The sequence below is a fragment of the Halovenus marina genome, from assembly GCF_051414115.1.
GTDB lineage: Archaea > Halobacteriota > Halobacteria > Halobacteriales > Haloarculaceae > Halovenus > Halovenus marina.
Genome location: NZ_JBLKNZ010000001.1, coordinates 1,169,134 through 1,192,411, shown reverse-complemented (window position 1 = coordinate 1,192,411; position 23,278 = coordinate 1,169,134). Strand labels below are relative to the sequence as shown.

24 protein-coding genes and 1 tRNA gene are annotated in these 23,278 nt (G+C 60.8%); 10 read left to right on the top strand and 15 right to left on the bottom strand.

Going from position 1 to position 23,278, the window contains the following annotated elements; all coding sequences use genetic code 11:
- Positions 1-6 precede the first annotated feature (6 nt).
- Positions 7-660 carry an HVO_2922 family protein gene (locus ACMGFL_RS06085; protein ID WP_436934643.1) on the top strand — a complete coding sequence of 218 codons (654 nt, stop codon included), beginning with the start codon at positions 7-9 and terminating at the stop codon, positions 658-660.
- A 66-nt stretch (positions 661-726) separates the two neighbouring features.
- Here the strand turns inward: ACMGFL_RS06085 and ACMGFL_RS06080 are convergent, their stop codons facing one another.
- Entirely contained in the window at positions 727-1,419 is a 693-nt protein-coding gene (locus ACMGFL_RS06080) for a sigma factor-like helix-turn-helix DNA-binding protein (RefSeq protein ID WP_436934642.1), read from the bottom strand.
- 246 nt (positions 1,420-1,665) lie between these two features.
- Between ACMGFL_RS06080 and ACMGFL_RS06075 the strand changes: the two genes are divergently transcribed.
- Positions 1,666-2,493: an HNH endonuclease gene (locus ACMGFL_RS06075; protein WP_436934641.1), complete on the top strand. Its 828-nt coding sequence runs from the start codon at positions 1,666-1,668 to the stop codon at positions 2,491-2,493.
- A gap of 96 nt (positions 2,494-2,589) precedes the next feature.
- The gene (locus tag ACMGFL_RS06070; RefSeq protein ID WP_436934640.1) at positions 2,590-4,125 is read left to right on the top strand and encodes an ATP-binding protein; all 1,536 of its coding nucleotides are present in this window, start codon (positions 2,590-2,592) and stop codon (positions 4,123-4,125) included.
- Positions 4,126-4,354: 229 nt separating this feature from the next.
- On the opposite strand, the gene ACMGFL_RS06065 is transcribed toward ACMGFL_RS06070, so the two are convergent.
- From ACMGFL_RS06065 to aglG, 3 genes are all read right to left on the bottom strand, one after another.
- Positions 4,355-4,439 (bottom strand) — tRNA-Leu (locus ACMGFL_RS06065).
- 85 nt (positions 4,440-4,524) lie between these two features.
- Complete coding sequence (locus ACMGFL_RS06060; RefSeq protein WP_436934639.1) at positions 4,525-5,664, bottom strand: glycosyltransferase family 4 protein; 1,140 nt, start codon at positions 5,662-5,664, stop codon at positions 4,525-4,527.
- A gap of 53 nt (positions 5,665-5,717) precedes the next feature.
- On the bottom strand, positions 5,718-6,635 hold the full coding sequence (aglG, locus tag ACMGFL_RS06055; protein ID WP_436934638.1) for a glucosyl-dolichyl phosphate glucuronosyltransferase: 918 nt from the start codon (positions 6,633-6,635) through the stop codon (positions 5,718-5,720).
- Positions 6,636-6,724: 89 nt separating this feature from the next.
- On the opposite strand from aglG, the gene ACMGFL_RS06050 reads away from it, so the two are divergent.
- On the top strand, positions 6,725-7,660 hold the full coding sequence (locus ACMGFL_RS06050; protein ID WP_436934637.1) for a GDP-mannose 4,6-dehydratase: 936 nt from the start codon (positions 6,725-6,727) through the stop codon (positions 7,658-7,660).
- 50 nt (positions 7,661-7,710) lie between these two features.
- On the opposite strand, the gene ACMGFL_RS06045 is transcribed toward ACMGFL_RS06050, so the two are convergent.
- The 3 genes from ACMGFL_RS06045 to ACMGFL_RS06035 form a co-directional block, all read right to left on the bottom strand.
- The gene (locus ACMGFL_RS06045) at positions 7,711-9,285 is read right to left on the bottom strand and encodes a preprotein translocase subunit SecD (RefSeq protein ID WP_436934636.1); all 1,575 of its coding nucleotides are present in this window, start codon (positions 9,283-9,285) and stop codon (positions 7,711-7,713) included.
- Entirely contained in the window at positions 9,282-10,166 is an 885-nt protein-coding gene (gene secF / locus ACMGFL_RS06040; RefSeq protein ID WP_436934635.1) for a protein translocase subunit SecF, read from the bottom strand. The genes ACMGFL_RS06045 and secF overlap by 4 nt, the downstream gene beginning before the upstream one ends.
- Positions 10,167-10,283: 117 nt before the next feature.
- A complete protein-coding gene (locus ACMGFL_RS06035) occupies positions 10,284-11,069 on the bottom strand; it encodes a DUF5812 family protein (RefSeq protein WP_436934634.1) in 786 nt (261 codons plus the stop codon).
- A gap of 129 nt (positions 11,070-11,198) precedes the next feature.
- On the opposite strand from ACMGFL_RS06035, the gene ACMGFL_RS06030 reads away from it, so the two are divergent.
- The 3 genes from ACMGFL_RS06030 (at position 11,199) to ACMGFL_RS06020 (ending at position 13,574) form a co-directional block, all read left to right on the top strand.
- The gene (locus tag ACMGFL_RS06030) at positions 11,199-12,491 is read left to right on the top strand and encodes a phosphoglucose isomerase-related protein (RefSeq protein ID WP_436934633.1); all 1,293 of its coding nucleotides are present in this window, start codon (positions 11,199-11,201) and stop codon (positions 12,489-12,491) included.
- Positions 12,492-12,556: 65 nt separating this feature from the next.
- Positions 12,557-13,333, top strand: coding sequence for a CPBP family intramembrane glutamic endopeptidase (locus ACMGFL_RS06025; RefSeq protein ID WP_436934632.1), 777 nt, complete (start codon positions 12,557-12,559; stop codon positions 13,331-13,333).
- A 91-nt stretch (positions 13,334-13,424) separates the two neighbouring features.
- Entirely contained in the window at positions 13,425-13,574 is a 150-nt protein-coding gene (locus ACMGFL_RS06020; protein WP_436934631.1) for a CopG family transcriptional regulator, read from the top strand.
- Positions 13,575-13,583: 9 nt separating this feature from the next.
- Here ACMGFL_RS06020 and ACMGFL_RS06015 read toward each other — a convergent pair whose 3' ends face one another.
- Together ACMGFL_RS06015 and ACMGFL_RS06010 are read right to left on the bottom strand one after the other, a co-directional pair.
- Positions 13,584-14,042, bottom strand: coding sequence for an NOB1 family endonuclease (locus ACMGFL_RS06015; RefSeq protein ID WP_436934630.1), 459 nt, complete (start codon positions 14,040-14,042; stop codon positions 13,584-13,586).
- A 3-nt stretch (positions 14,043-14,045) separates the two neighbouring features.
- Complete coding sequence (locus ACMGFL_RS06010) at positions 14,046-14,285, bottom strand: PRC-barrel domain-containing protein (protein ID WP_436934629.1); 240 nt, start codon at positions 14,283-14,285, stop codon at positions 14,046-14,048.
- 144 nt (positions 14,286-14,429) lie between these two features.
- Between ACMGFL_RS06010 and ACMGFL_RS06005 the strand changes: the two genes are divergently transcribed.
- Positions 14,430-15,137 carry a DUF5518 domain-containing protein gene (locus tag ACMGFL_RS06005; protein ID WP_436934628.1) on the top strand — a complete coding sequence of 236 codons (708 nt, stop codon included), beginning with the start codon at positions 14,430-14,432 and terminating at the stop codon, positions 15,135-15,137.
- A gap of 94 nt (positions 15,138-15,231) precedes the next feature.
- Here ACMGFL_RS06005 and ACMGFL_RS06000 read toward each other — a convergent pair whose 3' ends face one another.
- The 5 genes from ACMGFL_RS06000 to ACMGFL_RS05980 all read right to left on the bottom strand — a co-directional run bounded on the left by ACMGFL_RS06000 (position 15,232) and on the right by ACMGFL_RS05980 (position 19,750).
- Positions 15,232-16,851: a hydroxysqualene dehydroxylase gene (locus tag ACMGFL_RS06000; protein WP_436934627.1), complete on the bottom strand. Its 1,620-nt coding sequence runs from the start codon at positions 16,849-16,851 to the stop codon at positions 15,232-15,234.
- An 81-nt stretch (positions 16,852-16,932) separates the two neighbouring features.
- Entirely contained in the window at positions 16,933-17,841 is a 909-nt protein-coding gene (locus ACMGFL_RS05995; RefSeq protein ID WP_436934626.1) for an acyltransferase, read from the bottom strand.
- Positions 17,842-17,895: 54 nt separating this feature from the next.
- Entirely contained in the window at positions 17,896-18,054 is a 159-nt protein-coding gene (locus tag ACMGFL_RS05990; protein ID WP_436934625.1) for a hypothetical protein, read from the bottom strand.
- Between the two features lie 122 nt (positions 18,055-18,176).
- On the bottom strand, positions 18,177-18,461 hold the full coding sequence (eif1A, locus tag ACMGFL_RS05985) for a translation initiation factor eIF-1A (protein ID WP_436934624.1): 285 nt from the start codon (positions 18,459-18,461) through the stop codon (positions 18,177-18,179).
- A 98-nt stretch (positions 18,462-18,559) separates the two neighbouring features.
- Entirely contained in the window at positions 18,560-19,750 is a 1,191-nt protein-coding gene (locus ACMGFL_RS05980; RefSeq protein ID WP_436934623.1) for a sensor histidine kinase, read from the bottom strand.
- 86 nt (positions 19,751-19,836) lie between these two features.
- Between ACMGFL_RS05980 and ACMGFL_RS05975 the strand changes: the two genes are divergently transcribed.
- Both ACMGFL_RS05975 and ACMGFL_RS05970 read left to right on the top strand, forming a co-directional pair.
- On the top strand, positions 19,837-20,904 hold the full coding sequence (locus tag ACMGFL_RS05975; protein ID WP_436934622.1) for an mRNA surveillance protein pelota: 1,068 nt from the start codon (positions 19,837-19,839) through the stop codon (positions 20,902-20,904).
- 65 nt (positions 20,905-20,969) lie between these two features.
- The gene (locus tag ACMGFL_RS05970; RefSeq protein ID WP_436934621.1) at positions 20,970-22,205 is read left to right on the top strand and encodes a sensor histidine kinase; all 1,236 of its coding nucleotides are present in this window, start codon (positions 20,970-20,972) and stop codon (positions 22,203-22,205) included.
- Positions 22,206-22,316: 111 nt separating this feature from the next.
- Here the strand turns inward: ACMGFL_RS05970 and ACMGFL_RS05965 are convergent, their stop codons facing one another.
- Positions 22,317-23,078, bottom strand: coding sequence for an MBL fold metallo-hydrolase (locus tag ACMGFL_RS05965; RefSeq protein ID WP_436934620.1), 762 nt, complete (start codon positions 23,076-23,078; stop codon positions 22,317-22,319).
- Between the last annotated feature and the right edge of the window lie 200 nt (positions 23,079-23,278).

Here is a 23,278-nt window from a genome sequence, read left to right as displayed (position 1 = left end):
ACGTGTATGCCAGAAGAGACAGTCCACGAATCCGAGGAGACGCGAAGCCGTCGAGGTATTTCGACGTTCTTCCGCCGAATCGCCCGACGCCTGGGCCGCGGCGAGAAGGTTCCGGTCAACGACGAACAGACCGTGGCGTTCGACCCACCGACGGAAGCCGACCTCGACGTAGAAATCGAGCGTGAAGACGGCGAACTCGTCCTCGAAATTGGGATGGCGTGGGAAGAGGAGACGGAAGCGGAAACGGTCGATACCGACGCAGCGGAGAGCAAGGCGACCTTCCAGCTGTACGAAGACACCGCTGAGGAATTCCGCTGGCGACTCCGCCACGATAACGGCAACATCATCGCTGACAGCGGCCAGGGCTACGAGTCCAGACAGAGCGCAGAGCAGGGCCTCGAAAGCGTCAAGCGAAACGCAGCGGGCGGCCACGTCGTCGACCAGTCCCGGGACGAAACGGTCGACAACGAGGAGGGCGGGAGCAACGCCACCTTCGAGATATACCAGGACAGCGCAGAAGAATGGCGCTGGCGACTCCGCCACGAAAACGGCAACATCATCGCGGACTGTGGCCAGGGGTACTCCTCCAAACAGAAAGCAAAGCAGGGACTCCGAAGCGTCAAGATAAACTCACGCGGTGCCGCGGTCGAAGCGGAGTAATCCCTCGCCTGCTCGCTCACGCAAAGCGGAGAGGCGGCGAGAAGAGCGTCCCGACGAACGGCCGGTTCAGTTCTGCCCGAACAGCAGGTCCGCAACGTCGATATCGTCATACTCCGTGCGGATGCGGTCGAGTCGCTCCTCAGCGGTGTCTGCCGAGATGTCGAGTTCTGCAGCGACCTCCTCGGACGAGAGGCCGAACCCATCCGCGAGCACGAACGCACGGGCGTCGTCTCGCGAGAGATCCGTCTGTTCACAGACGATATCGACGAGGCGGTCGAGGCTGTACTCGTCGTAGATCCCCTGCAGGCGCGACTGGACGGCCTCCTCAGAGAGGTCGGTCGTCGCCGCAATCTCGGAGGGTTCCATCTCGAAGCCCTCGTACAGCAGCAGTACCGTACTCTCCTCGGTAGAGAAGTCCGTTCCCTCGTTGATCGCTTCCGCCAGTTCGTCGAGTTCGACGTAGTCCAGTTCCTTGCGCAACATACCCAGCGGTTCGCCTTCGAGCGGCCCGAGGTTCACCACACCGGGTTCGACCTCGTTTTGCTCGACGATAGACCAGCCGAGAGCGGTCTCCGGCACCAGCGCGTACGTGTCGTCACCGATGCGAGCGAAGACCTTGTCTGGTTCACCCACGGCATCTGCGCTATCGCCATAGCGGAGATACACCGTCTCCTCGTCAGTACCACCATCCGGAAGGGGTCGCCGGTTCACCGTACCGCCTTCATGCGATGTCTGAAACGGGGACGTGTTCTCGAACATCACTGTCTGTCACGAACGTCCGGGGAAAAGTGTAGCTGTCGGTTCCGGAACAGGGCGCGGGACCGGATTTGAACTCGGTGCGAGACTCACTGCGTTCGTCTCGCGTAGTTCAAATCTGTTCCTGCTCTTCGCTCACTATGTTCACACGAAAACGAAGTGGCTCGCAGGTCGTTTCACTCCCCGCTCGCCTCCCGAGGTGCTCCCTGCGGTCGCACCTCGCTATGCGTGGAACCGGATTTGAACCGGATGAAACCTCGCTTCGCTCCGTCCCCTGCTTCAAATCCTCATCGAGACGGTTTCCATCAATTAGCGGCTACTATTACTGGCACCGAGTGTATTATATTGTCTAAGGAATCGAGTATATATACCTTCATAATGGCACCCGATGATGTGACGGATGGATCAGAGTCGATTGGGTCGTTCGACATGTCGGATTCATCCCCGAATAAGCGACACAATTCTGGCACGGAATTCTCTATTAAACGAATAACAGTAAAATCGGCGCCGAATAATTCCCGGGCGGCGTACGAGTATTCCGATCTCAAACAGGATTCTAGTAGAGGCACCGTTGTGGTACACGCAATTTTTTGGCCGATCTATCTATTGTTGATCTTCCCGATACAGTACATCGTTCGTGCGTTCATTTTTGGCTTCTGGAAGAACTGGAGCGTCGGGACTCGGTTGATCCTCTTCATGCGCGGAGGGTACGAAAACAGTCTCAAGCTTCGGTTTTTGTGGAATGAAGACCGACGTGCCCTCTATCTCCGCGCGTCTCGGTTATACACTCCGGCACAATTGTTCCCGTTCCTACTGGGTACTAGTCCAATCTCTGAGGACTCATCCTCAGAGGCCCCGCCGAAGTCAAAGAATTGGGACGTAATTCGGAAGCAAGTGTACGAACGAGACGGGTATACCTGTGTGAACTGCGGTGCCAGCGGTGGTTCAAACGGCAACGCTGAAATACACGCTGACCACGTTCTCCCTCGATCTCGAGATGGATCGGACGAGTTGCAGAATCTTCGAACACTTTGTCGTGAGTGTCATGAAGCCAGACACGCCCGAATCTTCAACTAAGTATGTCTGCAGAGAACTCACAATCGGATACGCATCACTTCTTGTGTACAACAATAAACGGTATCTCTGAACCAAAATCACACACAAAACAATAACATGATAGACGAAACTGACAGTACGGACTTCGATTGGCAGTATCAAACAGGCGTCTCTATGGATGATGTTGGTGGAATGGAACAACTCAAGGGGAAGTTGAAAAAAGACGTGATTTTTCCACTCAAGGAGCATCGTGGAAAAGCCGAAAAGTTGGGCATCACCGCACCGAATATCTTGTTCTACGGCCCACCGGGAACGGGCAAAACCTACATTGCCAAGGCGCTGGCGACAGACCTCGGGCTTCCATTTGTCAAAATTAGCGGATCCGAAATACAATCGAAGTGGCTGAATGAGAGTGCACAAAAAGTTGAACAGTTGTTTACCGAGGCGAAGATGCAGGCGAGTCAGGAGGGGGGCGCGCTCATATTCCTCGATGAACTTGATTCCGTTCTGTCAAAGCGTGATAACCAAGGCAGTAAACATCAGGAGGACAATAAGGTGGTTAATGAGTTTCTGAACCATCTCGCGGAGACGGAAGAACACAATGTCGTGTTCGTTGGTGCGACGAACCGTTTTGACGAACTAGACGAGGCCGCGATGCGAAACGGCCGGATCGACCGCAAGATCGAGGTTGGACTCCCCGATAGAGACGCTCGTGCAGATATTCTGGAGGCACAGCTCAAACAGCGTTCCTACAAGATAGCAACGGAGAACCTGGACGTTATTGCAGAAAACGCAGTGGACTACTCCGCTGCAGACTTAGAGGGAGTTGTAAAAGATGCCGCTCGCAACGCGGCATTCGAACGTGAAAGCGATGTCATTACCCTCACAGACATCAAAGCTATCGATGCGGCCCTGACAGAAGGCACTGATGCCACTCTCTCAGCTACCCGGATTGAAAGCGATTCTAGAGACCAACAACGAAGCACAACGACAGGACAAACGGGTCGTTCTCAGACTATCGAAAGTCGTTATCGGGTGATCAGTTTTGCTGACGAAGCCAGACGGATGTGCCTGTACGATCTAAAGTTCGATGACACTGTTTGGGTGAACACCGTTGGGTATGACGCTGAAATCCATTCTACTTTAGAAACTATTGAAGGTGGCAACGTCGTTGAAGCAGAAGTGACAGATTCCGGGACTGAGAATGAGTATTGGGATCTTCTCAGCATCAGTATAGCTGATGACACGGCTCTATATTTCGTCTCCACCGACGGATACGCGGCTGGCCCAACCGATGAGATCTGGGATCGGCGTGATGATGGCACAGACTACGTCAGTGCAGGCCGACGCGTTCAGATAGCTGACGAAGGCGAGAAAGGAGATCTTCTCTACGAGATCCAACTTCAGGGGACTCAAGTAACGACTGATGACGGTGACGTTCTTGATGTGTACTCGAATCTACAGCACGGAGAGTTGCTCACGGAACCGTTCTTCGATGGGAACGGCTGTGATTACCTTCTGGACGGTGCGAATGCTGTCATTATTGTGAATCCGGAAGGTAGGCAGTATGTCGGTATGTATCTCTTCCCATCAAAGAACGAGAAGTTCCACGAAATATTCGGGGCACTCTACGATCACGTTGAAAATGAATAACATCGGTTCCCCGTTCGGCTGGGCGCGATTTTGATGCTGCAAGCGGATTTTATTTCACTGGCACAGCGTTCGTTTCGGTCTGCGTTTCTGTTTGTATACACAAGCAAAACCGCAAGATTCGAGTGAATTTTGAGTGCGTGGGACCGGATTTGAACTCGGTGCGAGACTCACTGCGTTCGTCTCGCGTAGTTCAAATCCGCTCCTGCTCTTCGCTCACTGCGTTCGCTCATGCGCGGGACCGGATTTGAACCGGCGGACCCCTACGGGACAGCGTCCTAAGCGCTGCACCTTTGGCCTGGCTCGGCTACCCGCGCGCACGTCCTCGTTACACAACCAGTACAAAGAACGCTTCGCTCCGTAGCCGCTGACAGACCTAACAGAACCGACACCGCTCGACGGTTAGGCTGTATCGAGCGACGACAGAAACTGCTCGTATCTCCCGACGGCAGCCTCGAAGCTAAACTCTTCGAGGATGAGTTCGCGACCCTGCTCGCTGACCGTATCCAGGTCCTCCCGGTCCAGAATCTGCTGGCAGCGAGTCGCAAGTTCGTCGGGAGAAAGCGAGTCCAGCAAGAATCCGGTTTCGCCCTCACGAACGACGTCGGGAACCCCGGAGACTGGCGTCGCAAGCACGGGCGTTCCGCAGGCGAGCGATTCGAGAATGACGGTGGGCAACCCCTCCGTCGGCTGTGAGGGCAACACGAGCAATCGCAGGTCGCTCAACTGGTCCGGCACGTCGTCGTGGTCGACCCAGCCGGGCACCTCCACCCGCCCGGAGTCGATCTCGTCCGCGAGTTCGTCTTCGAGCCACGGCCGCAGGTCGCCGTCCCCGATGAACCGGAAGGTCACGTCCTCCGGGAGTCGCTTCGCCGCGGCCGCGAGCGTCCGGACGCCTTTCTCCTCGTCGAGTCGCCCGAGAAAGCCAACGCGTCTGTCCCGGTTCTCGAAGGCGCGCAGCGGCCGAAACTGATCGGTGTCGATGTAGCGCGCGCCGTGTGGATACAGCTTCGACGAGAACGAATCCAAGGAGAGTTCCGACGCCATCGACTCGGTGTAGGTGACGATCGCGTGGGCGGCGTGATAGCCGAGTCGTTCCAGCCCCCACACGAGTCCAGCGAGGGCGCGAGCAAGCGGCGACGGAACGCGCTGTTCCCACTGGAGGCGAAGCGTGAGCGGGACGTTTCCGCGGGGCTGAAGCACGACCGTCCGACCGCGAAGTCGGGCAAAGAGGATCGGCACCAGATACGATGTCGCTCCGAAAAAGAGCACTACGTCCTCGTCACGACGGTGAATCGTTCGACACATCCGAAACTGATTGAGGACGAATCGAAGCGCCGCGACGAGGATTGACTCCCCGACGCCCTCGTCGGATATCTCCATGACCTCGTGGCGCGCTCGAATGTCCGAGTCGTTCGAGAGATTCGTCGTCACGAGTGCGACGGACGTGACCGCGCCGATGATATCGAGCAGTGCCTCGACATGGCTCTCACTCGCCGGTGCGAGCGGATGCGTCACCACCAGTACCTCGTCGTCGACCATCAGTCTGCTCTCCGTGTTCGTGACTGAAATATGTCCCTTCTCACGCCAGCGGATCACCGATTCGTGACCAGCGCCCACAGATAGCCAAGCCCAACCGTCGCAGTGAACACCAGAATCATGAGCGCTCGGCCGAGTTCGACCGGTGAACGCGAGCGGACGAACGAGCGACACCGGTTCGGGACGTGAACGGTCAGCAGGTCACGGAGATAGGCCGACTCCGACCCGTTCGAGTCTTTCTGTCGGTCTGCAAGTTGTCGCTTCGAGACGCCCTGTTTGAACGCCCGATGCAGTAGCCACGAGAGGTTCGTCCGGTGTTCGAACACCTTGTGAGACACGACGGCATCGGGTTCGTACACCACGCCGCGTCCGAACTCCGCCTGCAGTCGTGTGCCGAGTTCAGCGCCCTCGGAGTGTCGATAGGACTCGGCGTCGGGGCCAAACGCCGGGTCGAACCCGCCCAGTTCGAGAAACGGCTCCCGCCGAAAGGAGATGTTCGACTCGAACGTGTTCCGAATCTCGGCGCCCGCCTCGGCAAATCCGGGATGGGTGACGCCGACGAGCCAGTCGAACTCCGCGGGGAGATACCACGGCCGTCCGGCAAGCCACTCACCGGTCATCCGTCCGCCGACCGCAATCGCGTCCGTCTGCTCGTAGACGTCGACGAGACGCTTGACCCAGTCCGGTTCTGCAATCGCGTCGTCGTCGAGAAAGGCGACGACATCGCCCGAGGCCAGGCGCGCACCGATCGTTCGGCTGGCAGAGACCCCACGATTGTCGTCGTTACAGTGGACCAGACAGTCAGCCAGGTCGTCGTACTCACGGCACAGGCGGTCACACAGCGGTTCGTTGCCGTCGACCACCACCACAGTCTCGACGTTGTCGTAGGTCTGTGTGCGAACACTCTCGATTGCGTCGGTGACGTCGTCGTATCGGCGCATCGAGTGCGTACAGATGACGACCGAAACCAGCATCCACCCGCGTTTGGATGCCATCTGGAATAAGCGTGCGGGTCACGGCTCGGAGCCGACACACTCAACCGATTATCACTCACACTACCGGTATGAAACGCGCGCTGGTGACGGGCGTCGCCGGATTCATCGGATCGCATCTCGCGGCCGAACTCCTCGACAGGGGCTACGAGGTTCGGGGACTCGACAACTTCGACACCGGGTCCCGGCACAACCTCCAGTCGTTCAGAGCGAACGACCGGTTCTCCCTGACTGAAGGGGACATCCGAGACGGCGAAACAATCGAGACCGTCACGACCGGCGTCGATTATCTGTTCCATGAGGCGGCAGTCTCCTCGGTTCCACAGAGCATCGAAGACCCCACGACGCCAACCGACGTGAACTGTACAGGGACAGCGACAGTACTCGACGCCGCACGAACCGCAGACGTCGAATCTGTGGTGGTCGCGTCCTCCGCTGCGGTGTACGGGTCCTCCGGGTCGCTCCCGAAAGTCGAAACCGAACCAGTCGACCCGGAATCGCCGTACGCCCTCTCGAAGCGCTACACCGAGGAACTCGCGATGCAGTGTGCGGATCTGTACGGTATCGAGACGGTGGCGCTCCGGTATTTCAACGTCTTCGGGCCGCGACAGGACCCGTCGGGAGCCTACGCCGCCGTCATTCCGAAGTTCATCGAGTTGATGGCCGACGGACAGCGTCCCACCATCTTCGGCGACGGAGAGCAGTCCCGCGACTTCGTCTCTGTCGACGACGTTGTCGACGCAAACATCCGTGCCGCCGAACGCGACGTCTCCGGCGAGATCTGCAACGTTGCTCGCGGAGAGCGAACCACAATCAACGAACTCGTGGAAACGATAAACGACGCGCTCGGAAGCGACAAGGCGCCGAAATACGACGAGCCACGCCCGGGGGATATCCGTCACTCAGTCGCAGACATCAAGAAGGCGCGGGAGCGACTCGGATACGAGCCGACAGTCTCGTTCGAGGCGGGTATCGAACGGCTGGTGCGAGCAAAATCGAGCGAGTGAGCGGCGGTCGGTCGACGAGTGTGGTGCAAAACGCGAACAGACAGCTTTGCTTACTTCCGCTTCACGTCGTCGAGCATCAGGTGTCGCAGGATGTCACCGTAGGCCGGGCGCGTGATGCCCACGCCGATGAGCACACCGGCGATGGTCACGATGGCAAAGCCCTGCAGCTCCCCGAGGCTCAACACCGCGAGCGGACTCATCGCGATGATGGTCGTCGCCGCCGCCATCCCGATGACCCAGAAGGCTTTCCGGAACCGGTTCTGGAAAATCTTGCCGGTTTCGACCCGCTGTTGCCGCTGTAATATCTCGTCGGCCATGATGATCAGGTCGTCGAGTCCCGTCCCGATGACCGCGATGAAGCCCGCGATGTGAGAGAGGTCGATAGCGAGGCCGATGGTCGCGGCGAAGCCAAGCAGGAGGAACACCTCCGCGGCGGCGGTGAGCAACATCGGGATGGCGACGCGCACGTCTCGGTACCAGAAGTACACGACGAGCGAGACGCCGATCCACGCGCCGAGTGCGGTCAGCACCGCCAGCGCCTTGAACGACTGGGCGTGACTCGGGGAGATAAAGGAGGACGTCTCGATTGTCAGTTCCGTCGGGAGCGACCCCGAGCGGAGGTTGATTTCGAGGTTCTGTGCCTCCTCGAACGTGCCCGTCTGCATGACGAATGACGGGTTTGCGGCGAACTGCTGAGTTCGGATCGTCTCCGCAAGGGTCGGGGCGATACCGGACCCGTGGATTATCTCACCGTCGACGACGGTCAACAGACACGGGCCGCCGCTTTCCATGTTCTGCGGCCAGGTACACCCAGCACGGTTCGGGTCGGTGAAGCCGTGCGTATTCAGTTCGTCCTGAAACCGCTCCCCGGCATCGTCCGTGAGTCGGACCGGAACGTGGTCGTTTGGAATGTTCTGTGTCGGCGGACTCGCATTCTGGATGTCCTGCAAGTCCTGTGCGTCGAGCAACGGATTCGTCACGTAGGTGCCGTTCTCGCCTGGGTACCCGACCTTGAGTTGCACGCGCCCGGGCTCACCGATGAGTTCCTGCAGTTCCGTCCGGTTGACACCGGGAGCCTCTGCGACGATGAACGTTTCGCCGCCGAGCGAACTGACGGTGGTGACCTGACCGCCCTGGAACCCGGTTTCGTCGATCCGACTCGACAGCGTATCGACCGCGTTCTCTATCGTCTGTTCGGTGACACCGCGAGTCACGTCGCTGGCAGACACGTCGAATCCGGCCGATTGCAGCGCAGCCGCCATCTGGTCACGGGTGACGTTGTCCGCGAACACCTCGACGCTCCCGCTCTGCTGGTCCTGCAGGCGAACCTGTACGTCGAACTGTTCGATCTCGAGTTCGCTCGCGACCGTGCGTAACACGTCCCGCTGGTCGTTCGGCGCGATGGGCAGATCCTCGACGAGCAACCCGTCGAGTTGCCCGCGGACGCGCGCACCGCCCGAGAGTTCGAGACCGTACTGGAGGTTCGTCGGATCGGAGACGAACTCCTCGTTGCCCTCCCCGAAGGAGCCACCGTCGTCGAGGAACGGGGCAAACAGCGCGACTGCAGAGAGAACACACAGTACGACAAGCAGGAGAATCCGCCAGTTGTCGCGAACGTCGATCATCGGTTGACCCCCTCGTACTTGTACCAGCGAAGCAGACTGATGTTCATCATGTAGGTGTTCACCAGGTCAGCGACGAGTCCGAAGACCAGCACGAGCGCAATCTGGGGCAACAGCGGGATCCCGAATAGCCTCGCCATCAGGTACATCACGACCATCGCGGCGATGGACGTGACTGTCATCGAGATACCGGTTCGCATCGCTCGCGACGCGCTCTCGTAGAATCCGCCGTGGCGCTTCAGGACGTGGTTGTTCAACAGGATGTCCGAGTCCACGCTGTAACCGATAAGCATCAGCAACGCGGCGACTGTCCCCAGTCCGAGTTCGATTCCCATGAGACTCATCAGCGCGAGCGGGATCATGAGATCGGAGAACGCCGAGGCGACAATCGCCAGACTCGGAATGAACGACCGGAACATGAGCGCCACGAGCAGACTCATCCCGATAAAGGCGATCACGACGCCGATCAGCGCCTGCCGCTGGGAGTCCGACCCGAACGTCGCAGACCTGATCTCGGTACTCAACACGTCATACCCCGCCCCCTCCGCAACGCGCTCGAACTCACTGATCGCGTCCGCCCCTGTTTCCTGTGTCGTCACGAGATACTCGTCAGACTGTCCGAGACCGACAGACTGGACTGACTCCACCGAGAGTTCCGCGCTCTCGAACTGGTCCTGTATTGCTCCACTGCCGACATCTGCTTCGACCCGTATCTCTGTGCCGCCCGTGAATGCGAGACCGAGATCGACGGGTGATCCAGTCATGAAGTACGCACCGAGAAGAACGAGGAGTGCAATCCCAAGAATCGCCAGCGGCACCGCCGCAAGCTGGCGATTCGAGTATTCCTCGTAAGGGAGATCGTCGATCTGTACCCGTCGGCTCATGGTCGTGCTTGTGAGAGGGGTCGGAATAAGCCTTCCTCTTTGCGGCGACGAAAACCGCCGAACGGAACACCGATTTCGCCGGACCGATTTCTTCAGCGCAGCGTCTCTGCTCGCGGTTCAGGGCAGATACCGGATCGCGACGACGCCAGTCTCCTCGTCGGTCCGGATCTCGACCCGGTCCATCCCGTAGCGTGCCGCGTTCTTGTAGGTCATCTCGTCGTCGGGGAGCTCGTCTGCGGTCTGGTCCACCTGATCGGACTCGACCCGGAGAATGTGGATTTCGCCCTCGCCCTCGCGGTCGATCGCGACCGCCTGTCCGGGTTCCATGTCGCCCGCAATATTGGTGACCTGCGTCGTCGGTGATTCGGGGCTGGTCTCGACCGGAACAGTCCGCCGCGATTCGATATCGTTGATGGTGTAGGACACCTCCATCGGAGGCTGTGCTATCAGCGACGCCTCGACGATTTCGTGCTGCTCGAAGTCGGGATTCTCGATAAGTGTGTAGATCTGCCCAGTGTTGACCTCGTGCAGCGTCGCAGAGACGCCTTCTGCGTATTTCACGTAAAAGAGACCGTGTTCGGGTTCTGGCGGTTCGTCCGAGTCAGAGATCGGCGCATCTGCGGGGAGTGAGCCACCGCCACCACCCGGACCGAACGGAACGTCTTCCGGCCCCTTCGACTCGTCTGATTCGGCGTCGTCAGATCCGTCGGTTTCGCCTGGCGGCGTCGGTTCGGACGACCCATCAGGATCAGACGTGGCTGTCTCAACCCCTTCGGGTTCGTCGGAATCGTCCGACGATTCGTCGGGAACGCCGTACAACTGTTCGGCGAGTTCGGCGTCGTCCGTGTCATCGCGCTCGGTATCAGACCGCCCATCGGCGGGCGAGTCGGCGTCGTCGGTCATACCTACGATTGGACAGTCATCCATTTCGGGGTTTCGACTCCCCCTCGTCGCGCGCACCAGCGACTGGTCGCTGACGGGTGACAAAGCCCGCATCGTGAAGTCTAACAGGATGCCCGGTGAGATGCAGATATGAACATCGACATCGGCAACGCGCTCACGCCCTGTGAGCCGGGCATCTCGGAGGACGAACTCGACCAACTCGACGAACAGGTGCAAGAGGCACACGAAACCATCGCAAGCGGGCGCTCAGAGGGGACCTTCGGCTATGCTGCGTTGAACCTCCCCGAGCGAACCGATCCTGACCAGATCCGGGCGGCAGTGGAGCCAGTCGCCGACAGCGACCACGTGCTGACCGTCGGCATCGGCGGGAGCGCGCTCGGCGCGGCCACCATCTCGACGGCGCTCGGACCCGGCGAGGCGAGCCACCACGTGCTCGACAACGTCGACCCGGAGCACACAGCCCAGTTGCTCGATGACATCGACCTCGGGAGAACCGCCGTCCACGTCGTCTCGCGGTCGGGAACCACCGCCGAGACGCTCGCCAACTTCCTGGTCGTCCGGGAGGCGATGACCGATGCTGGTGTCGACTGGACCGAGCGGACGGTCGTCACGACCGGCGAGTCCGGACCGCTTCGGGCGCTCGCCGACCGCGAGGGGATTCCCACGCTTCGGGTTCCCGAGGGCGTCCCCGGTCGGTTCTGTGCGCTATCGGCAGTCGGACTCGTCCCGGCAGCCATTCAGGGTCACGACATCGAGGGTGTGCTCGACGGCGGTGCGGCCGCGGCGTCCTCGCTTGCGCCCTCGCTCTATGACTGCCCGGCCTACGCCTACGGTGCAGTCGCGCACGCGCTGAGCGAGCGCGGCGCGACGGTGAACGCGATGATGCCCTACGCCGAAGGGCTGGAACTGTTCGCGGAGTGGTTCGCCCAGTTGTGGGCCGAGAGCCTCGGAAAGGAGGGGCGTGGTCAGACGCCAGCGCGTGCGCTCGGCGCGACCGACCAGCACTCCCAACTGCAACTGTATCGGGCCGGGCCGCGGGACAAACTCGTAACCCTCGTTCGCCCGACAGAGCGACCGTCGCTCGACATTCCCGAGACGGACATCGCAGATTTGTCCTATCTCGGCGGAACAGGTCTTGGACGCCTTCTCGACGCTGAATTCGAGGCCACGGAGGCGAGTCTCGCCGCGGCGAACCGGCCGAACGTCCGGATCGAAATCGACGAGCTTGACGCGCACGGCCTCGGCGAGTTGCTGTATGGAATGGAGGCGGCCTGCATCCTCGTCGGCGAGTTATCGGACGTCGAGACGTTCACACAGCCAGCGGTCGAGTGGGGCAAGCGCGCTGCGCGCGGCCTGCTCGGCGGCGGCGACTTCGAGGAGGCCGACGCCGTTGCAGACAAGCGAACGCTCGTCGTCGAGTGACTCGCTGAACGGCCACTAGAGATCGGTGGGGTCTTGAACGAGTTCGCCGTACCGACAGTAACTCGATGGCACGTGACCATCCCTTCGCCGCGGACGCGCCGCTTGTCGCAGTCAGCGACTGGGAGACTCGACTCCGTGCTATCGGTCTCGCGCTGGGGGTCGTCCTCGCCGCGCTGGTCGTCGGCAGCGTGTTCCGGTCGGTCGGTACCGAAACGCTCGCGCTTGTCGAGATGACCGAGGCGTCGAACCCGGTCGTCTTTCATGGGACAGGAACCGTGCTTGGCTTGCTCGGAACGCTGGTCGTTCCGGTCGCGTACCTCAAGTGGTACGCCGAGAGCGGGCTGGTCCGGCTTCGGTCGCCGACGCGCCGGGACTGGCGCTGGATGGGGATCGGTCTGGCCATCTTTCTCGCAGTGATGCTCGCGTCGGAACTGGTCATCTCGCTGCTGGACGTCGAAACCGCCGAGAACGTCGCGGTCGAACAGGGTCGAGAGCATCCCGAACTGTTCCTGCTCTTGCTCCCCGTCCAGTTTCTGTTGACCGCACCCGCGGAGGAACTGCTCTACCGCGGCGTCGTTCAGGGGCTGTTTCGCCGCGCGTACGGCATCGTCCCGGGCATCCTCGTCGCGTCGGCGCTCTTTGGGCTGATTCACTATCCCGCGCTCGCGGCGACGGAAACTGACGGTATCTTCGTCGTCATCGCAATCCTCGCCGCCACCGGCGTCGTCCTCGGCACGCTCTACGAGTACACCGGCAATCTGGTCATCCCGATTGTCGTCCACGCTGTCTGGAATACGCTCGTCTTCGGGAGCCAGTATCTCGACGCCGTTGGAGCGCTGTAACGTTCGATGGAGGCGGTCCGGTATCCGCGAAATGCACCCGTCTGACTCGTGTCTGACGGGTATTGATATGTTTGTTCGACAATTTATCCCTATGCCCACTCGGTACTCGGTCGTGTTCGACGACAGTCGAGCACGGGAGATACGCGACCTCGCTCGCGAATACGACCTCACCGAGGAAGAGACGCTCCGCCAACTCGTCGAGTTAGGGTTCGAGGAGATCGACAAGCGGCCGAAACCCTGACGCCGTGAGTTAGGCGGGGTTCTTGCGCGAGAGCGAACTGCCGCAGATCGGACAGCGGTCGTGCTGTTCGTCGAACTCGCGGCCACAGCCCTGACACTGGAACGTCCACTCGCGCTGCTCGTCGATGCCGTCGCGGGCGATTATCTCCACGTCGACGTTCAACTTTTCCGCGACGTTTTGCATCGCGTAGTCGTCCGTGACGAGCCGACTGTCGAGTTCGAACGCCGCCGCAATCAGGCGAATGTCCGTCCGCGAGAGTTCGCCGAAGTCGCCGGTTTCCCGGGCCGCTCGCTCGATGCGCTCGACGGTTTCGGCGTCGGGGATGTGCAGATGCATCCCGGAGCCTTCGAGCGCGTCGAAGCGGTAGGCGCTCTCGTCTTCGAGTTCCTCGCGAACGAGCGGGATCGATGCGATCTGCTCGTCGGTGTGATACTCGTGGATGAACGCGGACGAATCGAGAACGTACATTCCTTACTGCTGGATGATGATGTGTTCGTCGACGTCGTTGATCCGGCCGACAGGAACGAGATAACGACCCGACGCGTCGGTCTCGAAGTCGAGCGCAGAGCCGTTCTCTGGTGGTGTCACGACGAGATTGTGCAGGCGTCCAGTGTCGATATCCATCGTGATGTTGTACAGCATTCCGATCTCCGTCCCGCCGTCACCGATGACCGCCTTCTCGGAGAGATTCTCCGCAAGTATGTCTGCCATGTGCATCTGTACCGAGTCATGATATGTGAATCTTGCCCTGTCGAAGACGCGACACCCCGTCACGTTCAGCGACCTGAGACTGTGTTTCACCGTCAGAAACGCAGTGTCCAGGATTTTTGACAGGGGGAGTGTAGCACCGTCTGCATGACGAGTTCATCACAGAACGCACTCGAACATCGCACAGACGAACGGTCCGACCCTGGCGGAGTGACACCGATCATCGATTGGCTCGTCGGTGGCGCAATCGTGTTGATCGGCAGCCTCCTCGCAGTCGTCGGGGTTGTCGTGCGAAATATCGACCACGCAGAGCTGAGCGAAACGTTCACTGAAGCCGGACGGGATGGGATTCTGGAAGGGAGCGAGACGATCACTGTCGCTGCGGCCACGATCGACTGGACAGGGCTGGGACTGATCGCGAGCGGCGCGATTCTCGTACTGGGCGGCGTCGGCTACGCGGGCCTCCAGTACCAGCGCCGTCGCGAAGCCGGTGCCTCCGGCCGGGTCGGCAGTTTCTGGACGAACGCCGTCCTCGGTGCAGTCGTCAGCATCGTCTTCTCCTTCGTTCCGCTCTCACAGATTCTCGGTGGCGGCGTCGCCAGCTATCTCGACCGGAGTGGGTCGGGACGCGTCGCCCTGGGCGCTGTGAGCGGCGCGCTCACGGTCGTTCCTGGCGCTCTGATGCTACCCTTTGCCTGGCTCGCGATCAGTAACGGGAGTATCGTCGTCGGTGACACCACGGTCGGTGCCGAAGGGGTCGTTCTGCTGGGTGGTGGCCTGCTGATCGGGGCGCTGATTGGCGCTGTGCTCGGCGCAATCGGCGGCTACGCTGGCGGCCATCTCGCTGACCAGTGACAGACTGAGTGCGGATTCGCCAAGACGACGAACGTTCCCAACCGATATCGCCTGACCTACCGGTATCGAGCGCACTCGCGAATGCGTCTGCCAGCTAGCCTGAGAGGCGGCGAGTTGCCGACCGGAGCGACTGCGTAACCGTTGCCGGGTGTGGGAGTCCGAGGCGGTATCTGATCCGGTCCTGGCGCTTGAATGGCTCGAAGATAGCTGGCTCCGAGAGTTCCCAGATCTGTGCTCGCTCCCGACGGTCGTGACGCTCGAAGATGGCGTTTGCGGCCCGGCGGCCAGCCTCGTTTGCCGACTCCATGGAGGCGAGATCCGAGTTCGTTCGAACGTAGTCGCTCGCGAGCGTGAGGTTCTCGATGCCGACGTCGGCCGGTGGTCTGTGTTTCAGCGAGCCGACAGTGTTGACGAGCAGCGGCGAGCGGTTTTCGACGCCGTCGTCAGTCTCGACGATCGCGGGGTCGAGAAAGGAGTCGACAAGCATGTCGTCGGTCAACTGCTCACCTTCGCTGTTGAGATGGCGCTTCAGTTGCGTCCAGATCTCTGTCGTGATCTCCGCGCGGGTACAGCGTCTGGCGGGTTTTTCGACCTCGATGCCTGGCGTCTCCCAGTCGGAGGCGATGACCGAGAGCACACCCTCGACCGCTTCGTCGCCGCGGGTTTCGACGTCGTAGTCAGTCCAGAACTGCCGCTGGGAGATTGAAGTGAGCGCCCACGGGGAGTCCGCGTAGACCTGATGACCCCTGGAGAGTCGAACGTCCTCCGAGAGGTAGAACTGGATCCCGTTCATCCAGGCGGTGTCGAGCCGGTCGATTCGGCCCAGTTCCGGGGCTGCCCGCGTCATCGCGGGGGTGACAAACGAGGGTGCGACCTCGACCGGGACGGCCAGCACGAAGTCGTCAGCAGTAACCTGCGTTCCGTCCGCGAGCGTGAGTGCGGTGATCCGGTTGCCGTCGAAGTCGAGCGACTCGACCGGACGGTTGCGGTGGAGCGTCGCGCCGAGTGAATCCAGATGCGTCACCCAGGGGTCGATCCAAACCTCGCTGGTCGGCCCGTTCAGTATCTGTTCGGTCGGTCGGGTCGGATCGAGTTGCCCAAACAGCAACTGGGCGTAGATGGTCCCGACGGTTCGCGCGCTTCCGATCTGGGGTCTGAGCGCAACGAGCGCCTGAACGGCGTACGCGAGTCGGTCACGGAACGCCTGTGACCGGTTTTCCGCGTCGATGAACTCCCACCACGAAATCTCGTCGAGTTCGCGCTCGCGGCGCTTCTCGCAGGACGTCAGCAGATACAGCAGCCGTTCGAGAAGGAATCGAACGTCCCTGTTTGGAAGATCCTCGGCAAACGCTGGTTGCATTACGTCGATCCATCCACGGAGCGAATCGGGCGTCTTGCTGTTCGCGCGGCGGTGTGGCCCGTCGATTGCCGCGATGAGCGTCTCCTCCGTCTCGACGAGATTGTCGGCAACAGTGCCAGTGCCGTCGGGGATGCGTCCCATCGTCTCAGTCACGTGGTTGTAGAATGCAGGGAAGAAGCGAAAGCCGTGCTCGCCGTGGAGCGGGGTCGGGTGGTCGTCGATCGGCACGGACCTGGCCTTGCCGCCGAAGCGCTCGTTGGCCTCGAACACGGAGACGTCGAAGCCACGCGCTGTGAGTTCGTGTGCCGCAGAGAGGCCACCGATACCGCCACCGACGACAGCGACGTGAGGCATTACTCCTAGTTGGTGTCGTCAGGCTTATTCGTTCGGCCTAACAGAGGAGGTAATCGATGCAGTGACTGACGGAGAAACACCTCACGCGTCCGGTGGCGACCGATCGCGGTGGAACTCGTCGAAGGTGTCCGTCGAGTCGGGGATGTCGTACTCGATCCGACGCTGTTCCCGCCGGTCGACGTTCGCCTCTTCGAGGGGTTTTGCGACCGACTCCCAACCGGGTTTGATCCCGATGGATTTCGCAGGCGTTCCGGCGGCGATGTGGTGGGCCGGGATGTCCTTCTGTGCGGCCGATTTCGCCGCCAGCACGGCGTTCTCACCGACGTGGACGCCTGCGCGCACCATCGAGTCGTATGTCAGGCGCACGTCGTCCTCGACGATGGTGTGATAGTTGCGCACGTCGGTCTGGTCGGCGATGTCGTGGTCGTGGCTGTAGATGTGCGTGTCGTCAGAGATAGAGACGCGGTCGCCGATAGTGAGTTTCCCGCGGTCGTCGAGGTGGACGTTGTCGTGGACGACGACGTTGTCGCCGAGAGTGATGTTGTGCCCGTAGGTCATCGAGATACCCTTGAAGAATCGGCAGTTGTCGCCACACTCCTCGAAGAGGTGGTCGGCGAGCATCTGCCGAAATTCGAGTGCGAAGGCGACGTTATCGGCCATCGGCGTCGCGTCGAACTGTCGCCACAGCCACTGGAGGTACTTCGACTGCTCGAACTGCTCGGGTTCGAGGTCGACTTCGGCGTAGTATTCACTTTCGAGTGTCGCGTTACAGGGGTCGTATCCCTGCAACCGAACGCGCTCGGCAGGGGAAACGTCTTCACCGGACTGCCAGCGCTCGTAGGCCTCCCGGTCGCCGTGCAGGTCCACGAGGACATCCTCGACGACGTCACAGGTGCTCTCGTCGGAGGAAAGCCGCGCGTCTACCTCCGCAACGAACTCACGGAGCCCCTCCGCCGCTGCCGGTGGCAGTGAGACACGACGCTTGGTCATGGCTGTAGTTTGCGTGCTGCGTTCATAGTGGTTTTCGTTCGATCGAATGTCCAGCTATTCGCCGTCTGGCGCGGCCGCTGTGTCAGAAAATCGATCTCGGAGTCTCGAAACGAGCCCAACTGCGAGTCCGCCGCCAAAGCAGAGCATCCCGGCCACGAACAGCCACAGGAGGTTCGGATGCTCGGTTCCCAGATGCAGCGCTGTCTCGAACATGCCTGATCCTGCAATCGAACACATATCAACGCCGCGGTTCCGGCTACTCTCGGTGGGAAAGAACGCGGCAGAATATCACGCGTGCTGGCGCAGAGAACGGTCACTCGATAGAGCCGTCAGTATCACTCGATGTGGCCTTCGGCGCGGAGTTGGTCTGCGTCCCTGCTGTCGTAGCGCCACTCGATGTTGGCCTTCTCGTCCTGCCAGTCCCACGGTTCGACGAGGACGACATCGCCTTCGTCGATCCAGATGCGGTATTTCATCCGGCCAGGGATTCGTCCCATGCGGGACTCGCCGTCTTCACACTGCACGCGGACGTGATTGCCACCGTTGTGTTCAGTCACGACCGCGAACAGCTCGTCGTCGTTGGGCATGCGGAGGTTCCGCCGCCCCGTATCTTCGCTCACACCCTAAATAGACTCCCCCGACGAATAAGTCGTGCGATACTCGCGGTACCGCATATCGTGGTACTGTACGGCACAATTTGGAGTCCCCGTTGAAGTGATTACCAGCGCGTCGTCGTGACCTCGACGCGCGTGCCATCAGTCTCGTGATCGAGTTCGAGCGTCCAGTCGTGTGCGTCTGCGATTGCGGACACGACCGAAAGCCCGTTGCCGTCCCGGTCCGAGAGCGTCGAATAACCCCTGTCGAGGACGTACGCTCGCTCTCCTTCGGGAATGCCGGGACCGTCGTCTGCCACGAAAAAGCCCGAGTGACCCGAGAGCGTGCCGACAGTCACGGTCACCGACCCGTCGCTGTGAACGAGCGCGTTCTCGAACAGTTCCGAGACGAGTCGCCTGAGTCGCTCCGGGTCAGCCTCGACAGTCGCGTCGGAGATATCGAGGGACCCACGACCGGTGTCCAGTTCGGCCCAGCACGAGCGAGCACACGCGGCGAGAGAAATCGGCTCGCGCTGCTGTACTCGGCGGCTCATCTCGACGAACTGGAGCGTCTCGTCGGCGAGCGCCTCGATCTGATCGAGGCCGCGTTCGACGTGTGCGAGGTGTTCGCTGTCGCACTCCTCTGCGGCAAGCGAGAGTCGCCCCGCGGCGACATTGATCGGATTGCCGAGGTCGTGAGAGACGACGCTTCTGACGGACTCCAGGCGCTCGCGCTCACGCGCGAGTTCCCGCCGCGTCTCGAAGGAGCGATACCCCCACTCGACTGCTGCGCCGAGTTCGTCGGCCATCTCGCGAACGAGTGGGTCCACGTCCGTACTCGTCGTGTAGATAGTGAGCACGCGGCGCTCCCCGACCGGGATGGTCAGACTCGCGACGGAAGCAGCATCGGCGTTTGTGTCGGAGGCAGCATCGACCTCTGCGACGAGGGTAGTATCGGCGTTTGTGGCGGGGAGAGCGTCGACGTAGCGAGCAAACACGTCGTACTCGGGGTTCCCGCTGATATCTGCGTGTATCTGTGTCTCACCGGTCTCGGCCGCACGGCGACTCGGCCCGTCGCTGGACAGGTCCGGGTTTACTGCGACGGTTTCTCCCGGTGTCGCAGCCGCGTACGTCCGAAGGTCGCCCGCTGCGGTGACACGCCCGACCCAGGCGAACGCGTGTGACTCGACTGCCACGACGCGCTCGACGAGTGCCTCGGAAAATGCAGTCGGTTCGTCCGTTTCCACCATCGCAGTTTGAACGCCCCGAAGTGTCGCACAGAGCCACTCCCCCGGGCCCACGCTGGAACCAGCCATACAGCACTGTTCGGCGGGTCGGTATAAAAAACTGTGAACCGGGCAGATATCAGCACGCACTTACCGACGGCTGTCGGAGGGGTGGTATGCACGTTGCCCAGCGACAGCAGGTCGAGGGCGGCCGGGAACGGTGGACGCTCGTCCCCGAGAGCGTCGACGACCTGTGGCATCTCGCGCACGTCATCGAACCCGACGACAGGGTCGCCGGAGACACGACCCGGCGCATCCAGCGCAACGACGAGCAACTCAGAGATACGGGTGGGGAGCGCGAACACATCTGGGCGGAACTCGCCGTCGAGGACGTGGAGTTCGCCCGCTTTGCCAACCGACTGCGCGTGAGCGGGGTCATCGAGGACTGCTCTCGGGAAGACCAACTCGGCCACCACCACACGCTCAACGTGGAGGAACACGACGAACTGGAGGTCGAAAAGCGCTGGAAACCTGACCAGCGCGACCGGATCGAGGCGGCAGTCGAGGCGGCGGACAACCCGGCAGTCGCAGTCGCCACCGTCGAGGAAGGACAGGCACACGTCCACACCATCGAGCAGTACGGAGCGGAGGAGCGAGCGACCCTCTCCGGCCCGACTGGAAAGGGCGACGATGCCAGACCCCGATCAGAGCTGTTTTCCGAACTCACCGACGTGCTCGGCCGACTCGATGCCGACGCGATCATCCTCGCTGGCCCCGGATTCACCAAGCAGGATGCGCTCGATTACATCGAAGAAGAGCGCCCGGAACTCACGGAGCGAATCACGACAGTCGACACGAGTTCCGTCGGTGACCGGGGCGTCCACGAAGTGCTCAAACGCGGCGCAGTCGAGGATATCCAGCGCGAGACCCGTATCGCCGAGGAGTCGGCGCTCATCGACGAGTTGATGGAGCGACTGAAGACCGAAGAGACAGTCGCGTATGGTCCGGAATCAGTCAAAAAAGCGGCGGAGTTCGGTGCGATCGAACAGTTGCTCGTCGTCGACGAGATGCTCCGTTCGGCGCGACAGGGCGAGGGCGACTGGGATATCGATGTCGACCAGGTCATCGAAACCGCAGAGCAGAAAGGCGGCGACGTGACCGTGTTTTCGAGCGAGTTCGACCCCGGACAACAGCTCTCGAATCTCGGCGGGATCGCCGCGCTGTTGCGATATCGTCTCGACTGAGAGGAGTGGCGAAAGCATTTTTTATCTTGCCTGCAACAACCCTGCAGGGGATTTCGTAGCAGGGCATGACGGCTCCAGACGACAAACCGGGGATAGCGGAGACTCGAGACCGGACGGTCCAGATAGCCGGACAGATAGTCAAATACAGTCGCGAGATGTATCACCTGGAGTCCGTCGAAGAGATCGCAACACTTGCGATCGAGGCGATACCGAACGTTCTGGATGGCTATCCATCCTCGACAGTGATCGAGGTACGAAACGGAAGTCTGCAGATTCTCGAAAGCGTTCGCTCCAGTCAGTCGCCTGAGGGAGAGGCGGGACGGATCGCACAGTATGCAAACCAGAGCGGAGACGTTGCCGTGTGTGCCCAGAGCGGGACAGTCCGCTACAGCGCCGACAACGTCACTCTCGTCGACCCGGAGACCGTCACCGAAGAGCGCGACGTCACCATCGCAGTGCCAGCATTATATGGGATCGGCGACGAACAGTCCGGAGCGATACTGGTGGTGAGCTGGCCGTCTCTGGAGCACGTCGAGGAACACCACGTCAAGCCAGTCGAATTCTTCGCGGAACACATCGGTACGGCGATCACGAACGTTCGCTCGCGCGAACGGCTCGAACGGGCGCGAAACGACCTCGAAAAGCGAAAGGAGATTCTCGAGGTGTACGACCGCCTGTTGCGCCACGACCTTGGCAACGACCTGCAGGTCATCCTCAGCTTTGCCGAGGCGGCGCTCGAACGGCCCATCACGGACGACTCTGTCGAGGAGTATCTCGAACGGATTCACCAGACTGGACAGGATGCCTCGAAACTCGTCGACGACGTCGGTGGCACGGTCAAGACACTCGAACAGGAAGACAGTCCGGAGCCAATGGATCTCGATTTCATCCTGACGAACGTCATCCACACCGTCGAACAGAAGTTCGAGAACCTGACAGTCGCGTACGACGCTGACGAATTCGACTGTGAAGTGTACGCCGGTGACCTGGTCAGTTCGGTGTTTCAGAACATCCTCTCGAACGCGGCGGTCCACAACGACGGGGCAGTCACGGTCGACGTGTACGCAGAGACGCCTTCGCCTGATTCGGTCGTCGTCGGACTGGCCGACGACGGTGACGGTATTTCCGAGGAAATCCGCGAGGACCTCTTCGAGATGGGCCAACGCGGGCCGGACAGCGACGGCACGGGATTCGGACTCGGACTCGTCCGGTCGCTCGTGCAGTCCTACGGCGGGTCCGTCGCAGTTCGAGACAGCGACGCTGGCGGCGCGGACTTTCGCGTCACGCTCGACCAGGTCTGATACTGCTGGCTGTCCCATTTTGAACGGATTCGCCACCCCGGAGTGGCGAATATCTGTACGAATGTACAGCCAGCAGTATGAGACAGTGTGCGCTGCCGACCAGAGACTGATTCACGCGAGTTCGAGCGTGAGTCCGTCCTGTGCAAACCGAACGTCACCGTCGTACGCGTCACCGACCGAATCGAGCATCTCCTCGTGACGGCCCTCGGTGTGGGGGTACAGATGCGTGAGATACACCCGGTCGATGTCAGCGTCGGCGTCGGCAAGCGTCTCTCCGAGTTGCGAGGGCGTCGGATGATTCGAGACGTCGACGCCGTCGGGGAACGAACAGTCGTGAGCCAGCACCGACGCACCGTCAGCGAATTCGATCAGTTGGGGGAAGGCTTCGGTGTCACCGCTGAACACGAACGTGGGTTCGTCGGTCCCTTGTGGGGTGAACCGATACGCAAAACACTGTATGGAGTGGTGCGTCTCCATCGAATCGATGTCGAACCCGCTCAGCGTCGTCGACTGCTCCGGTGAGAGGTCCCGAACGGACAGGTCGATTCGATCCTGCATGTACTCGTGGACGTCGAGGAGTCCGGAGACGAGTTCCGCCGTCCCCGGTGGACCGACAATCGTCTGTGACTCTGCGCCGTCGAGCCATCGGGCCTTCAGCAAGACCGGGAGATCCGAGACGTGATCGAGATGGTGGTGCGTGAGCAGGAGTGTGTCCGTGTTTTCGTAGCCGACGCTGGTTCGAGCGAGACTGTGCAACACACCGCTCCCGCAGTCGACGAGCAGCGACTCCCTACCCGATTCGAGCAACAGACCGGTCTGGAATCGCTGTCCAGTCGGCATCGCGCTTCCGGTTCCGAGAAAGGTGACGCGCATGCACACCGATCGAGGGGGTGAAAACATAACAGTTGTCGGTCTCTCGGACTGAGCGCAAAACACAGCCACAGGTTTTAGCCCCGATTTTCAGCGATAAAACTGTCCACAAGTTATTTATTTGGCGGATCGAAACAGCCAATAGACCAACGGTAAATCAGGGTGCATGAATATCCTGCGACCCGTTGTGTGAATCAAACCAA

Coding starts and splice junctions, on each gene's coding strand:
- ACMGFL_RS06075 (WP_436934641.1), top strand. CDS start 1,666: ATGAAACCTCGCTTCGCTCCGTCCCCTGCTTCAAATCCTCATCGAGAC.
- ACMGFL_RS06060 (WP_436934639.1), bottom strand. CDS start 5,664: ATGGTCGACGACGAGGTACTGGTGGTGACGCATCCGCTCGCACCGGCG.
- ACMGFL_RS05990 (WP_436934625.1), bottom strand. CDS start 18,054: ATGTTCGAGACAGCGCTGCATCTGGGAACCGAGCATCCGAACCTCCTG.
- ACMGFL_RS06010 (WP_436934629.1), bottom strand. CDS start 14,285: ATGGCAGACATACTTGCGGAGAATCTCTCCGAGAAGGCGGTCATCGGT.
- ACMGFL_RS06015 (WP_436934630.1), bottom strand. CDS start 14,042: ATGTACGTTCTCGATTCGTCCGCGTTCATCCACGAGTATCACACCGAC.
- ACMGFL_RS05970 (WP_436934621.1), top strand. CDS start 20,970: ATGACGGCTCCAGACGACAAACCGGGGATAGCGGAGACTCGAGACCGG.
- ACMGFL_RS05980 (WP_436934623.1), bottom strand. CDS start 19,750: ATGGCTGGTTCCAGCGTGGGCCCGGGGGAGTGGCTCTGTGCGACACTT.
- secF (WP_436934635.1), bottom strand. CDS start 10,166: ATGAGCCGACGGGTACAGATCGACGATCTCCCTTACGAGGAATACTCG.
- aglG (WP_436934638.1), bottom strand. CDS start 6,635: ATGCTGGTTTCGGTCGTCATCTGTACGCACTCGATGCGCCGATACGAC.
- ACMGFL_RS06005 (WP_436934628.1), top strand. CDS start 14,430: ATGACGAGTTCATCACAGAACGCACTCGAACATCGCACAGACGAACGG.
- ACMGFL_RS06030 (WP_436934633.1), top strand. CDS start 11,199: ATGAACATCGACATCGGCAACGCGCTCACGCCCTGTGAGCCGGGCATC.
- ACMGFL_RS06045 (WP_436934636.1), bottom strand. CDS start 9,285: ATGATCGACGTTCGCGACAACTGGCGGATTCTCCTGCTTGTCGTACTG.
- ACMGFL_RS06025 (WP_436934632.1), top strand. CDS start 12,557: ATGGCACGTGACCATCCCTTCGCCGCGGACGCGCCGCTTGTCGCAGTC.
- ACMGFL_RS06035 (WP_436934634.1), bottom strand. CDS start 11,069: ATGACCGACGACGCCGACTCGCCCGCCGATGGGCGGTCTGATACCGAG.
- ACMGFL_RS06020 (WP_436934631.1), top strand. CDS start 13,425: ATGCCCACTCGGTACTCGGTCGTGTTCGACGACAGTCGAGCACGGGAG.
- ACMGFL_RS05995 (WP_436934626.1), bottom strand. CDS start 17,841: ATGACCAAGCGTCGTGTCTCACTGCCACCGGCAGCGGCGGAGGGGCTC.
- ACMGFL_RS06000 (WP_436934627.1), bottom strand. CDS start 16,851: ATGCCTCACGTCGCTGTCGTCGGTGGCGGTATCGGTGGCCTCTCTGCG.
- ACMGFL_RS05975 (WP_436934622.1), top strand. CDS start 19,837: ATGCACGTTGCCCAGCGACAGCAGGTCGAGGGCGGCCGGGAACGGTGG.
- ACMGFL_RS06080 (WP_436934642.1), bottom strand. CDS start 1,419: ATGTTCGAGAACACGTCCCCGTTTCAGACATCGCATGAAGGCGGTACG.
- ACMGFL_RS06070 (WP_436934640.1), top strand. CDS start 2,590: ATGATAGACGAAACTGACAGTACGGACTTCGATTGGCAGTATCAAACA.
- ACMGFL_RS06085 (WP_436934643.1), top strand. CDS start 7: ATGCCAGAAGAGACAGTCCACGAATCCGAGGAGACGCGAAGCCGTCGA.
- ACMGFL_RS06050 (WP_436934637.1), top strand. CDS start 6,725: ATGAAACGCGCGCTGGTGACGGGCGTCGCCGGATTCATCGGATCGCAT.
- ACMGFL_RS05965 (WP_436934620.1), bottom strand. CDS start 23,078: ATGCGCGTCACCTTTCTCGGAACCGGAAGCGCGATGCCGACTGGACAG.